Origin of the sequence: Shewanella electrodiphila, from assembly GCF_023283985.1 — a bacterium.
Taxonomy (GTDB): domain Bacteria; phylum Pseudomonadota; class Gammaproteobacteria; order Enterobacterales; family Shewanellaceae; genus Shewanella; species Shewanella electrodiphila.
Map to the genome: position 1 here is coordinate 158,052 of NZ_JAKIKU010000004.1, position 13,962 is coordinate 172,013.

10 protein-coding genes and 1 other RNA gene are annotated in these 13,962 nt (G+C 42.5%); 7 read left to right on the top strand and 4 right to left on the bottom strand.

Annotated elements, in window-relative coordinates:
• Nucleotides 1–13: 13 nt before the first annotated feature.
• A complete protein-coding gene (gene ubiH / locus L2737_RS08840) occupies nucleotides 14–1,345 on the bottom strand; it encodes a 2-octaprenyl-6-methoxyphenyl hydroxylase (protein WP_283108304.1) in 1,332 nt (443 codons plus the stop codon).
• A gap of 113 nt (nucleotides 1,346–1,458) precedes the next feature.
• Complete coding sequence (locus tag L2737_RS08845; protein ID WP_248955495.1) at nucleotides 1,459–2,034, bottom strand: UPF0149 family protein; 576 nt, start codon at nucleotides 2,032–2,034, stop codon at nucleotides 1,459–1,461.
• A gap of 688 nt (nucleotides 2,035–2,722) precedes the next feature.
• On the opposite strand from L2737_RS08845, the gene L2737_RS08850 reads away from it, so the two are divergent.
• From L2737_RS08850 to L2737_RS08875, 6 genes are all read left to right on the top strand, one after another.
• Nucleotides 2,723–3,031 (top strand): cell division protein ZapA, encoded by a 309-nt coding sequence (locus L2737_RS08850; protein WP_102528275.1) that lies wholly within the window; start codon nucleotides 2,723–2,725, stop codon nucleotides 3,029–3,031.
• A 62-nt stretch (nucleotides 3,032–3,093) separates the two neighbouring features.
• A non-coding RNA gene (gene ssrS / locus L2737_RS08855) (6S RNA) lies at nucleotides 3,094–3,276 on the top strand.
• 376 nt (nucleotides 3,277–3,652) lie between these two features.
• Nucleotides 3,653–5,107 carry a glycerophosphodiester phosphodiesterase gene (locus L2737_RS08860; RefSeq protein ID WP_248955496.1) on the top strand — a complete coding sequence of 485 codons (1,455 nt, stop codon included), beginning with the start codon at nucleotides 3,653–3,655 and terminating at the stop codon, nucleotides 5,105–5,107.
• Between the two features lie 42 nt (nucleotides 5,108–5,149).
• On the top strand, nucleotides 5,150–7,633 hold the full coding sequence (locus L2737_RS08865; protein ID WP_248955497.1) for a hypothetical protein: 2,484 nt from the start codon (nucleotides 5,150–5,152) through the stop codon (nucleotides 7,631–7,633).
• Nucleotides 7,634–7,687: 54 nt separating this feature from the next.
• Nucleotides 7,688–9,574, top strand: a complete 1,887-nt coding sequence (locus tag L2737_RS08870; protein ID WP_248955498.1) for a DnaJ-like cysteine-rich domain-containing protein — start codon at nucleotides 7,688–7,690, stop codon at nucleotides 9,572–9,574.
• Between the two features lie 224 nt (nucleotides 9,575–9,798).
• Nucleotides 9,799–10,572: a 5-formyltetrahydrofolate cyclo-ligase gene (locus tag L2737_RS08875; RefSeq protein WP_248955499.1), complete on the top strand. Its 774-nt coding sequence runs from the start codon at nucleotides 9,799–9,801 to the stop codon at nucleotides 10,570–10,572.
• 152 nt (nucleotides 10,573–10,724) lie between these two features.
• On the opposite strand, the gene L2737_RS08880 is transcribed toward L2737_RS08875, so the two are convergent.
• Entirely contained in the window at nucleotides 10,725–11,606 is an 882-nt protein-coding gene (locus tag L2737_RS08880; protein WP_248955500.1) for a LysR family transcriptional regulator, read from the bottom strand.
• Between the two features lie 165 nt (nucleotides 11,607–11,771).
• Here L2737_RS08880 and L2737_RS08885 point away from each other — a divergent pair, with 165 nt between their 5' ends.
• Nucleotides 11,772–12,983, top strand: a complete 1,212-nt coding sequence (locus tag L2737_RS08885) for an MFS transporter (RefSeq protein WP_248955501.1) — start codon at nucleotides 11,772–11,774, stop codon at nucleotides 12,981–12,983.
• Between the two features lie 125 nt (nucleotides 12,984–13,108).
• On the opposite strand, the gene folM is transcribed toward L2737_RS08885, so the two are convergent.
• Nucleotides 13,109–13,834, bottom strand: a complete 726-nt coding sequence (folM, locus tag L2737_RS08890; RefSeq protein WP_248955502.1) for a dihydromonapterin reductase — start codon at nucleotides 13,832–13,834, stop codon at nucleotides 13,109–13,111.
• Nucleotides 13,835–13,962 lie beyond the last annotated feature (128 nt).

A 13,962-nucleotide genomic window follows, 5' to 3' on the forward strand; every position in this document is an offset into this window, starting at 1 on the left:
GCACTTGCAATCTTTAGGCACTTTTCCAACCCATTGCTTTATGGGCAATAGGCGCTTTGAGCGGCGGACACCATGACAACAATCTTAGCCCTAGACTGCGCCCAGCGACTAATGGCCAGTACTGATTTGAGAAGCCGCGCACTAAAAACTCTACATTGTTGATGGTATTGCTACGATCAGCTTCACGTAGTGACAGATAATCATGTATTACAGTGTGTTGGCCAATATCTAATGCTTGTTGCTGTTGCTGGCTGTGTTTGATGACTGTTTCTATGGCATCAATTAAGCCGACCACATCACGTAAACCTAAGTTAAACCCTTGGCCTGCAATCGGGTGCAAGGTTTGCGCAGCATTACCAATAAATACGGTGCGATGGTATATCGGTCTCGGCATATACGACAATGTCAGTGGATAACTGACACGCTCGCCTACCTCGGTAAAGCGCCCTGCTCGGTTGCCAAACGCGCGTTGTAATGATGCTAAAAACTCAGCTTTGGGCGCGGTTTTAAGTGCTTGTGCTTGCTCACTATCAAGCGCCCACACCAATGACAAACGTGGCTGATGGCTTTTACCTTGTACAGATTCAGATGACATCGGCAGTAACGCTAAAGGCCCAGTGTCGGTAAATCGCTCATAAGCCCAACCTTGATGCGGCTTATCAGTTTGCACATTGGCAACGAGTGCGACTTGGTCAAACTCGACTTTTTCAATGTCTTGTTTTAATGCTTGGCGTACTTTGGAGTGTGCGCCGTCAGCCGCTACAAGCAACTGAGTACGAATGTGCTGGCCATTACTGAGGGTTAAGCTGTGACCTGTTGCATCAGTTTTAAGGGTGTCTAAGGTCGCGGGGCAATAAAGCTTAATGTCATGTTGCTTTAACTCATCAAACAAGACCTTACCGACTTTAGCCAGCTCAACGACTTGGCCCATGGACGAGAGATTAAACTGCTCAGCGTTGAGTTCTGTCATGCCGAAATGACCACGATCGGATATGTGGATGTTTTCAATCTCGGTGCCAAGGCTTGCAAGTTTTGGCCAAATACCTAAACGAGTTAATTCAAATACTGAGCCATGGGCGATAGCAATAGAGCGCGCGTCAAACCCTGGATGATTGGCATCTGGTGCTACGGCTTCAATAATGGCAATTGATAACGGTCGGTTAAGTTTGGCTTGATATTTTTCAGAAAGCTGGGCTAAACCCAATGCGAGACTGGCCCCTGCCATCGCACCACCAACAATGGTGATATCCACTTTTTCTGCATCGTTATTAGCAATAGGCTTATTTGTCGTTGTGTTACTCGAAATAGGCTTAGTAGACGTTGAAAGTGTTTCTGGCTGGGTCATAAAAGCGTGTTCTTTTTATTAATTAGATTGACGCTTGCGCACAAGACTTATTATCTGTGCGCGTGTTTTAGCTGACTAATGTACTGTTTTAGTACTTAGTGAAGCTCAAATTATTAATGCAGTGGCGCTGCTGGCTCGCTGTCATCTAATGGGATTTCTGGGCCGAACTCTGAATAACACAATACGGCAGCCATTCTGACAAACTCATGCAGTTCGATAAACGCACCTTCTGATTCATCGTCATCGCTTACGTCAAATTCAACTTGTGCAATCGCACCTAAGTCTTGAATGATTTCACGTACATCTGATGATGCGCCATTCAGTTTAGGCTGAATTAACGCAATGGCAGTAAGGTAGCTTTGTACCCATAAAGCTAAACATTCTAGACGAGTGCTTAGTGGCTCTTCTTCTTCAGGTAGTAACGGATTAAACCCATATTCAGCATCGCCCAAACGGGTGGCAGTGTCTTGAAACAGTTCCGTGATTAATTGCTGTAACTCGCTGGTTAATGGCTGACCATCGTTCATCAATTCAAGTAATGGTTTTAGCCAAACGGTATTAGCTTGTTCTACCCCACCACAAATTAACCCGACTAAGGCGCCATGCACCTCGACTGGATGCTGACCAATTTCAGCTGAGTCGAGTGCTTTTTTCAGTTTTTCAATACATAAAGAAGGAGGGGTTGCCATGGTAATGTTCCATTAAATATTCAATCTGCTGCAATGCTAGCAGAGTTAATAACTGCCACCAAACTCTGCACAAGAATTTGCTGAGTAATTTAGCCACCGGTGACGTGTTTTTATACAAACTTTGATGTGAATCTCTTTAGTATAAAGCACCTTGGGATGATTAGCTTAGATAACAGGCTAATTGCTTGTTAATCATTAGGTTCTGTTTTCAGTTTTTTAATGGTGCTGAATTAACTAAATCAAAAGCTAATATAAACCTTGCCACATATAACTCGATAAACTAAGCGAATGGTGTCAAAACTAGTATGCTTAATCAGGTCGAAATAAACATATTCGGTATCTAGTTGCGGTATCTGTTGATTCAGTTTGAATAGCGATAAATTGCTAGCAATTAACCTCTGTTGTCACCAGGAGGTTACATATGTGGCCTAAGCTGCTCATACATCAAGCAAATAGGTGTTAAGGACGCGAGTTACCTTGCACTTTTAATATATGCGCTATATAGTCCGCAAATAGGCTAGTTCCATTCTCTTGATTGAGTGTTAGATAATAAGCACTTAGTGTTATACGATAAGCTTTACGGCTTAATCTTAAAGAGAAATGGCTTTAATGCTAAAGCGTTACAGTCAAGGGGTTAGATAAACTGCTACAATTTTTATTTTAGACGAATAAGGATCCTCAGCGACATATGAGTAATAGTGCTATAGATATCTCCCTTTTAGGGCGCACCTACTCTATCGCTTGTCCAAAAGGACAAGAGGATGCATTGCGTTCGATCGCTAAAGGTGTTGAGCAACAGCTGACTAACCTGAAAGCACGTACCAACAATTTAAGCCGCGAGGAATTAGCCATTATGGCCGCGCTGAATATTGGTTACGAGTTACATGAAGAACAGCAAAAGAATAAGCAGTACATGGCGCAAATGGATGAGCGTATTTCGTTATTACAGTCGACGTTAGAAAACTCGCTGATTGAACGAACTAGCAAGGACGACTAAACAGTTTTTAGACTTGTGTTAGACCAATTTTAAGTTGAGTTTGACATGATTCACACCGGTTTTGCTCCCTGGGATATGCGCTTGTAGGTTATGTCCCTGTGCCGATATTTACAAACCCAGGGTGAATGCTTTCATTGACATTGCGTATGCTCGGCTTGTACCGAGAAACCTTAGGAGATGAACATTTTCCCGCCTTGAACCTACGGTTCAAGGGCTACACCGACGGTCGGTATTCTGGGGAGCATCCTAATTAAACAAACCACCTTATTGGGTGGTTTTTTTATGCCTGAATCTTCAGCATTTGACTCTGAAATTTAGCCATATACTTTTACGATTAATTGTCCGTTTTCAGTACTTAACTCAGTACTTAACTCAATACTTATGAGTACAGTATCGACAGCTTAACAATGAAGTCCCGCCACGTTACCCTCCCCTTAAGCAACTCAGTTAACTATCCAATACTTTGTCAAAAACTGTATCAAAACTTGTGTAATCAGGCTGCAAAATTGTTACGTATCGCAAACTGACAAAGATACACACGTTAAAACTATGGTTGATATTGTTTCAGGGAAAACAATCATGTATAAAGCCTACAATATTAATAACTTGTAAATATGGATTATGACAGGTCGTACCCGACATTTTACCTTTTTCAACCTCATAGTTATCACTGGTCTCGTTATCTTATCTGGCTGTAAATCAACTCCAGAACCCGTTGAACCAGCTTATGTTGTCCCCGCTGCACTTGCTCACTTACCTCTTGATGCAGCTAGTCAGGGCCTAGATATTATTGATACCCAAATGGCGCTTGGCGATCGTAATTTATACCTCAACAATCATGGCCATATTAAGATGCTATCAACAGCACAATGTCCTATTGATATCTCAGCCCATCGTGGTGACTTTCGACAGCCGGAAAGTAGCTATAACGCCATTGCTGCAGCATTAAATGACAACTTCAATAGTGTTGAAATTGACGTCATGCTACTTAAAGATGGCACTTGGGTTAATCACCATGACAGTCAAACTGGTCGTGCAACCGTGCACTACACTGGCGAGCGCTACAAGCTTGAACGTATGTCTCGCAAAGATTTTTCTGAACTGAAACTGCGTGATAAAGACACGAATGCTTTACTCAATGAGCGCCCAATTACGGCCACTGAAGCATTTAAGATATTTGCCGCTTATCGCCTGCCTTCGCAAAAACTCAATGTAGAAATAAAGTCCGATGCCAATGGCCAAGAGCTTGTCGATTTAGACAATATGCTGCGTAAATATATTGGCCTCAGTGGTTATTATTATTCAGCGGCAGATCAAGACACTTTATACAAACTTCGTGGGATCAACCCTTATGTGTACCTTGGTTTTTTACAAGGAGGCCACCCAACGAGTATAGAAAAGCTACGCAGTGATTTACGTAAAGGGGTTAAAAATGACGCCTATTACCTTGATAACCAAGATGACATCGAGCTAGCTGGACGCTACGGCACTAAGCGCTATCGTTCACGTTACAAAGACTACACCAGCAGCGAAGCCCTGAGAAAGTTGCAAAATAAGCTCGGTAGCAATTCTGGTATTCATCTGGATATTCGCAGCTATATGCAGCATTTAGCAGTAAAAAGTCGAGCTCATAGCTTAGGAATGAAAGTCTATACTTATTCACTCAATGGCACCGACTATCATCAAACACAGCTGCTTAAACTCAACAAGAATAAGCTGCCTGACGGTGTAATTGTGGATGCGACGCCTTATAAAATTTGCCAACGTTTATTTACTGCCTCCGTGCCTGCAAAGCACTACCAACCGCTAAGTAACCTTGGTCGTTATATCGCATCATTGCCTCAAGATGCAGACTTTGATCGTTTTCAGGAAATGTTGGGCTATCAGACTGAAGGCTATTACCTTTCTCTCAACGACGGGCTTAAATCCATCACTGGCGCCAAAAAGGCACAGGTGAAAAATACCACGCCACCCCCCTTGCTTGAGCATGGTTTTCCGACCATTACTGACGAGAAAATTGAGCATAAAACCGGTGAAACCATTTTACTCACTTTGCCTGATAGCAAAGCAAAATAGCGCACACAAAGACAATAATAAAAACAAAAAGTAAGCAACAAAATGACTGATAAAAAACAAAGCCCATTTGCAACCAACTTGCTCAATAAAACGCCAACACAGCAGAAAATGCAAGTGGCAGAAAAGCAATTAGAAAAAGTACAAAAAAAGCAGAAAAGCTCATCCGAAAAGGCCGCTGCCCAGCAAGCCCGTGAAAATGAAATCACCAAATTAGGCAAACCTTTTTGGTGGATGATGCTGATGTTTATTTGCTCGGTATTGTATTTGTTCCCTGAGGCGGTATTTAATGCTGCGCTAACTGATGTGGCAGGCGGCAAAAACTCCAGCGAAGATGATTTACGCGCGGTTGAATTATTTGGCCGAACCATCAGTGGTATTGGTGTCACCTTGTTGTTGGCCGATATGCTATTAAAGGGCAAGCGAGTTGCACGTGTAGGCCGAGCCATTGGCTACTTCGCCTTGATTGCAGTCTTGGTATGGCCAACGGTGTTTTTTGGGCAAAAATGGCTGGTTGATCATTTTATTATTGATGCCTCGTCACCGTCTGAGCGTCAACAAGCTTATTTATCTCAAGTATTACGCAGTGCGTTGATTGAAAAATCAATCCAGTTTGAAGGCATTGATTACGACCCTGACTCTGACCATAACGCCACAGAAAAAACCTTCTTATCGGTGTTTGGTGGCTTAGTTTACGCTGACGATAAACTGGTCGATGATCTTAAACAAAAGAAGCGCATGATCATGGAAAAGTTTGTCCGCGATCGCGCGTTGTCTCGCTTTGACGAGCACTACGCAAACTATGATGAGTTTCGTCATTCACTGCGGGATAATTACAAAGAGTATGCTCAAGGTTCTAACGAATACAACCAAGCACTGGCAAGCTCACCTGAACGCTCAAATGAGTATTGGCTAGATACTCAAAATCAAGTGAAACAAGGTTGGGGTAAGTATCAAAAAGGCGTTAGCGCTTATGAAGCTCGAGTTGAATCTAGAGCGCAAAAAATCGCACCTAAAATGTATGATTTTTTTGAGCGTCGCAATAAATGCGGCGACATGAAAAAAGGCAGCCGTAAAAACAGCTGTTATGAACGTTTACAAAAGGGCTACGACAAAGAAATCGCTAAATACAGCATCCCTTATATTCCGCCTGATGATTGGTTAATCCGAGAAGAGATTTCGACGTCTGAAAATGTCGGTAACTCTATTATCACCGGCATCATGACGTTTGGTTTATTTACCGCGATGCAAGCCGCTGATGCTGCGACGGGTGGCGATGCAGGCTTTAAAGATCATCGTATGGTCTATACCAATGATGTTAACCACTATAAGAATGTGTTGATGGTGAAAATGGAACCTGACTTTGTCAAAGAATCAGGTGGTTACCCATTAGGAATTTCGTCTATTCATGAATTTAGACATCATGAATTAACCAGCCTTAAAGTGAATAAAACCCTCAAACAAAAAGGTTTGTCTTTACCCACCACTTGGGTGATGGCTGATCGCACCAGTTTTGATAATGCCGTTGCCAAAAAAGTTCGCCAAGAAGCGGATAAACGCTGGCGCTCAAGCATGAAAAATAAAGGCTTAGATATGCCGCCTAATTTGAGTTGGTCACAATTCCAAAAGCAAGGCGACATTCAAAAACGTATCGAACGGAAAATGAAAGAGCTTTATGTTAGCCCAACCCTCGCAGATTGGAATAACCGCGAATTTAAGCAGCGTATTATTGAGCCTAATATTCAACGTAAAACCACAGAGTACCTTAATGTACTTGAGGCCCAGCAAGCTGAATTTGCTGATGGCGGCGCATTTGAATCAACGGGTAAATCTGCACTGCGCGCAACCATAGTGCCACCTATATCCATGTCGATTAGCTTAGCATTAGTGTTATTAACGGTACTAAAACTGCCGATGAAAGCCGTTGAGTTGGTCCAAGCTAAGCAAGCCAATAAAACCAATGCTGAGCCCGCCGATGATAAACAAAAAGCTAAAGCTGGTTACATTAAAGGCGGAATTTCTGCGGTGTTATTGTTGTCGATTTTTATCGTACCAATCACCGTGAGTAGTAACCAATACACCATGAAAGATTCCGCTATGCATTACTTTTTTGAGCAAATGGAAAACAATGACTCTGCCAGTATTTCATTCGCACTTAAATGGTTATTGGTGACTCAGCCTATGGTGCAACCTATTGGTGCTCGGATCGATGAACACCTAATGATTACTCGGGGATTTGATGCGATTAGCGAGCCGATTAACCGCTTTGATTTAGCCATCATGCCAGAGCATGAAACCAGCTCTCAGCCAAGCTCAGCATCTGTAGCTAAAGCCTTATTGCCACTCACTATTACTACTAATATTAGTGGTGCGAATATCGCCGTAATGAACATAAAACCGAAATATGCGGCAGGTATGATGCTGCCGCCTGGAGGCTATGACATTAAAGTGTCAGCTAATGGCCATCAAGCTGTTAGAAAATGGGTATACCTCAAGGCCGATGAAACAGATTTCACCATAAAGTTATAAAACGAACGACCAGTTTAACGTCACATTCACGCATTGATTGATAGGAAGTATTACGTGAGTAAATTAGAACAATTCCAAGAGTTTATCCGCAATAACGGTAAAGACTTAACGGGTGTAAATGTACCCGTTGTATTAAGCGACGAACAAACAAAACTACCAGAGCTCAATTTTACCTTTGGCTGGACCATTGAGATCGGTGTTACAGAACATGAACACGGCGGCCATTGCCCTTCTGGGATAAAATCTGGCTCGGCATCAAATGCCTATAGTTGTGCTAATGATACTGCTAAACAATATGTTAGCGGTCAAAATAGCTTGTTCAACGATCGCTTCCTTAAAATCCTCGGCCCTGATATTTCTGAGAATTTTTTGATTAAAGATAGGGGCTTAAAATCAGCTCCTGAGACTTATGTAGGCAGTAAAGTCTGTTATACCTGTGACGGTACAGGTAAAGATACTTGTTCTAGTTGTCATGGTCGTGGCAGTACTTCTTGTTCAAGTTGCGGCGGCAAGGGCCGTAATCATGTCACTCGTTATGAAAACAATCGCACGGTTCATACTACGGAGTCATGTTCTGCTTGTTGGGGGAGTGGTAGTAATACTTGTGGCGGATGTGGCGGAAGTGGCAAGGTCACTTGTCGCACCTGTGATGGTGGTGGTTATCTCTACTTTAGTTACACCATTGACGGTAATGCAATACGCAGCACAAAGTGGGCTTATAACACCAATGATTACCATGAATGGACTACCGATTACGTTAAGAAAACCGGCCTAAAACTCGTTCACCAATTAACTGAAGTCACCGAAGTTAATGTAGAAGGTGTGTTAGATGGTTGCACCTTTATATATGCATTTACCGCTAACCTGCCTACTTTGCAATTTACTGCCAATATCGATCAAGTTGATACCACAATGTGCTTTGCTGGGAGCAATAATAACACCCACGATGCCGGTGGTGTTTACGATCCAGCGGTGTGGAGTGTGGCCAAGCAATTAGGTGGCGGTAGTCAATCAACTGATAAATCGGTACTGGCAACGCCTGCGATTAAAGACATCATTGAAGCTAGCGAAACCAAAACAAAAATTGGATTACTGGAAGAGAACTGGGTATCAACCGATATTAAAGATGCGATCGTTTCTAACTATCAGACCTTAGTGACCCAGCTTAAAAAACAAAGTGTTAAAGGCATTGCACCTAAAATGTTTGGCGGCTTGATCAGTTTCACTTTTCTATTCCTTACCTTAGGCATTTTATTCGCTGCCATGTACCCCACTTTTGCACAAGATTCTGCATACCGCATGAGTGTACTACAGCTTCCTGAATGGTATTTTGCATTACTAACAATGAAGTTTGCCTTATTTGGCCTGCCAGCTTTATGTAATTACTTATTCTTTTTTGGCTTTTTCTGGCTGAGCTTTCAATGCGTCAAAAAGTGGTATTGGAAGAACATTGGCCCTGGGAAGACATGGTTACTCGCGTTCAGTTTAACCATACTCGTCCCACATATTGGGTTCAGCTTGTTCTATAACGGGCTTGAAGTTATTAACCATCCATTAGAAGTAACCAATGCATTATTGGCAGCATCAATATTAGTGGGCTTTTACTTTATGATGTTTGGCGCTAAATTGCCTAACAGATGGTATACCAAGTTACTTGGGTTCATCGCCGGTATTGGTGCCTTCTGCGCCATGCATTACGGCCTGTATTTATTGAATACTCGAGTCGGTTTTATTGAAAATCATGGAAGGTATCCGTATGAATTATTGGAGTTTTTACATCCTGGCACTCGATTCATGGCCGAAAACCTAGTTGAATGGGCCATGTTATCAATAATATTTGCCTACTTCCTTACACGTCGCCAATTCTGGCTAAAAGCGAAATGTTTAGTTGCTGAATACGACAGCCCAGTATTACTAAAATCAATGAACATGGAAAAATAACCCATCATTGCTAAGTAATACACAATTGAAAACGCAGATTATGGGTAACCTAATCTGCGTTTTTTATCTTACAACTGATTAATTCTCGTCATATAAGCAAATGCTGCTTAAACAGTTGATTATCTTCTTTGAAATTTTGCTTTATCGCGATAACCTGAAAACGGTTTCCTTATTAATAACGCCTTTTTATCTTTCATTTGTAAGTGATGGAGTACTTCCTACCTATGAGCATGACGCGTTTTATGACTAATTCAGATGAGCAGCCATTAACTCAAGCTGCAAATCAAACCTCAATTACCTATTTTTCCTCTAGCAGCACTGCAACTGATCCTGCGGTATCTCATCAAATAATGTTGGAAAATGACTCTTTTACCGATCCTTCATTATCTGAGCCTATTTTTGATAGTAATGATATGAGTCGTGACAATATACGTCGCCATATCAGGCAACAACGTAATGGGATTTCAGCAGCGGATCAAAATCAATTGGCTTTAATTGCCAGCCGTCACTTGTTAGCTGAGATCCAGCGGATTTCTGCTAAGCGGGTCGCACTGTATTTAGGTTTTGATGGCGAATTAGCAACTGGCAAGTTAATTGAAGCGTTATGGAAACATGATGTTGAGGTGTATTTACCGCGCTTGCACCCTTTTGCTAAGGGTCATTTACTGTTTATGCGCTACACCCCGGATACCCAGATGATTAACAATCGCTATGATATTGCTGAGCCTAAGTTAGATATCCGCAATATGGTTACAGTAAACCAACTAGATATGATTGTGACCCCATTAGTGGCGTTTGATGATCAAGGTAACCGTATGGGGATGGGCGGCGGCTTTTACGATCGCACGCTAGCACAAGTAACTGACAATAAACCTCTGGCTGTAGGTTATGCCCATGACTGCCAACAAGTGAGCTTTTTACCAATAGAGTATTGGGATGTGCCCTTACCGGTGATCATTACGCCAACGAGAAGAATTTTCTCAGCACATTTGGGGTAATGCGCAGCTGGGTTAATCAAAAGTTAGCTTAATGAAAAGTTAGCTTAATCAAAAGCTAGCTTAATGAAAAGTTGGCTTAACTAAAAGTTGAGGGATACGCTCAAGATTTGGCATTGCCAATATTGACTGAGCGCAAAAGTTAGCTTAACCAACTACAAACTCAACTTAGGTTGGATAAAGTCGATGAAGGCAGAGATCCGCTTGGCGACTGTGGAGGAACGATAGTACACAGCGTTAATCTGTTCCCTTGCTGTATTAGATAGCTTTTGTGTTTCTAGTATCGATATCAATCGCCCAGCTTCAATATCTTGTTTGACCATAAAACCTGATAAACACGCAATGCCATTACCTGCTAACGCTAACTGACGCACCGTCTCACCGTTGCTGGATGAAAAACTCGGGTTAAGTGCTTCAAATCCTTTTAACGGCCATTGATTGAGTGCTTTTGAGCCTGTTAAACCTATGGTGTCGTGTGCGCTTAAATCGGCAGTTTGCATCGGTATGCCTCGAGTAGCGAGATATTCTGGTGCTGCCACTAAGTACAAGGCGCTTTTACCCAGTGCTCTAGCATGTAATGAAGAATCTGATAAATGACCGATGCGAATGGCTAAGTCGGTGCGTTTTTCAATTAAATCGACAATGCCTTCGTTGGAGCTTAGCTCTAATTGAATGTTAGGGTATGCCTGATTAAATGACTTTATGAGTGGCACCAGTTGATGGAATACAAATGGGCTAGCGGCATCCACGCGTAAGCGCCCTTGGGGCATTTCTTTTTGTGCCATAAGATCATCTTCAGCTTGTTGGATCTGCTGCAACCCTGTGCGAATTGAATCAATAAAACGTCGCCCCTCGTCAGTAACATTCACGCGTCTGGTGGTGCGATTAAGAATAGACACGCCCAACTGCTTTTCAATTTTACTCACCGCACGCGATACTCTTGCAACTTGAATATCCAGTGCTTCTGCTGCTGCAGAAAACCCTCCGGTATCTACCACGGTCAGTAAGATGGTTAAATCATCGGATCTTGTCAGCATGTCTATATCCTTAATCTTTCAATGTCATTTCGCCCCTTCATTATAACCATTAATGACAAAAGTAATTTGTAAAAAGCACTATTTTTAGCAAATAAGCTTGTCGGCATAATAGCGTCATTGAAACAAAACACGCACTGAAGTTAATTACTTGAATGAGACAATATTATGCCTTTAGCACTCCTTGCATTGACGCTTAGCGCCTTTGCTATCGGTACCACTGAATTTGTCATCGTCGGCTTAATTCCGACTATGGCTGCCGATTTAAATGTCACTCTGCCATCAGCAGGGTTACTTGTTAGTTTATATGCATTAGGGGTCGCCATTGGCGCTCCTGTGCTAACAGCCCTTACGGGTAAATGGAATCGCAAACATGTGTTACTTGCCGTAATGGCATTGTTTGTAGCCGGCAACTTCTTGGCGTGGCAATCGCCTGATTACACTACCTTGATGCTGGCGCGAATACTGACTGGCTTAGCCCATGGTGTTTTCTTTTCGATTGGCTCAACCATTGCGACAGGTTTAGTGCCAAAAGAAAAAGCTGCCAGCGCTATTGCCATTATGTTTACCGGCCTCACTGTAGCCTTGGTGACAGGGGTGCCGTTAGGTACTTACATTGGCCAGGAATTCGGTTGGCAAGCCACCTTTTTAGTCGTCGCTGTACTGGGTTTAATCGCCCTAATTGGTAGCGCGATATTAGTGCCTAATAACTTAAAACAGCCACCAGCGGCTAAGTTATCGGCTCAAGTTAAAGTCTTAACTCAGCCACGCTTATTGCTGGTATACGCGATTACTGCTTTGGGTTATGGCGGCACATTCACCGCTTTTACTTTTCTAGCGCCAATTTTAGAGCAAGTTTCAGGTTTTAATCCTGATGCGATAGCACTGATTATGTTGGTTTATGGTGTTTCGGTAGCCGTCGGTAATATTTGGGGCGGTAAAATGGCAGATAAAATGGGTCCGATTAAAGCGCTAACCATCATATTCTCTGGTTTGGTAACGGTATTGATCATGTTTAACTTTGCCGCTGTTAACCCTGTGACTGCTGTAATCACTATCTTGATTTGGGGCGCATTTGCTTTCGGTAATGTCCCTGGTTTACAGGTATACGTAGTCAAGTTAGCTGAAAAATACACGCCAGATGCCGTTGATGTGGCTTCAGGTTTAAACATCGCCGCATTTAACGTCGGTATTGCATTAGGCGCTTGGGGCGGCGGATTAATTGTGGCTAACGCAGGCTTAATGCACACCCCTTGGGTTGGCGCTGTGATTGTATTGATCGCACTGGGATTAACACGTTTAAGTGGCCGACTAGATAACAAGACGGCAGGTTTAAATACAAAAGCTCAATCTGACGCTCAAAGTCTATGCTCTGACTAACTTTTGGTTGTCATGACATAATGTTTTAGTGACGACATAAATAGGCTAAGCCTTGCGCTTAGCCTATCTTCACTGAACATCGTGATATCATCACTAACCGACAACATAGCGCAGTATTTTAAAGGCTACTTTAACTGCCTACCACCATCTACCGCATAACTTCTGCCAGTGACATATTGGCTAGCAAGCAGATAATCCACGAGCTCGATAATCTCACTATTACCCGCCTCTTTTGGCAATATCGCTTTAGCTAATGCTTTGGCTTTATATGCCTCGTCATCACCTTCGTTAAACAAAATCATTGCAGGCGCAATAGAGTTCACTTTTACTGCTGGGGCTAATTTGGCAGCAAAGGATAAGGTCATATTGTGCAGCGCCGCTTTACTGGCCGCATAAGCAATGTGTTTCTGACTGCCCTTTTCAGCAACGTAATCTGTAATGTGGATAATGTTACTGCTACCGACACTTTCGCCTGCTGAGGCGGTTAACATGTCTGCTAAGGCAAGGTTTATTTGATAAGGCGCGCTGACATGAATGTTCATCATTCTTGTCATGATATCGGCAGAAGTGATGTCAGCACTGGTTTTATCGTTATGCCAATCAGATGCGTTATGAATAATGCAATCTAACCCTTGATGCTGCGCCTTAATCCGATTCAGCATGTCATCGATTTCTGCGGGTTGGCATAAGTCGCACTGATATAAATCAGCCCCTAGTTCTAACAACTCATCGATTGATGGATAGTGAGTTCTGAAAGTGCCAATCACATTAATATCTTGGGCAATAAAGTGTTTTGCCAATGCATAGCCAATTCGTTTGCCGACACCGGTAATCAGTATGGTTTGTTTCATTTGGGATCTCTTATTCTTGTGTTAATCCAAATCTGCTTTATGGATATTAAAAAATAAACTCGAAAAAAACAAAGGCCATTAGCACTGACTAATGGCCTAATCATCATTGATGACTTTTTATAGACTTA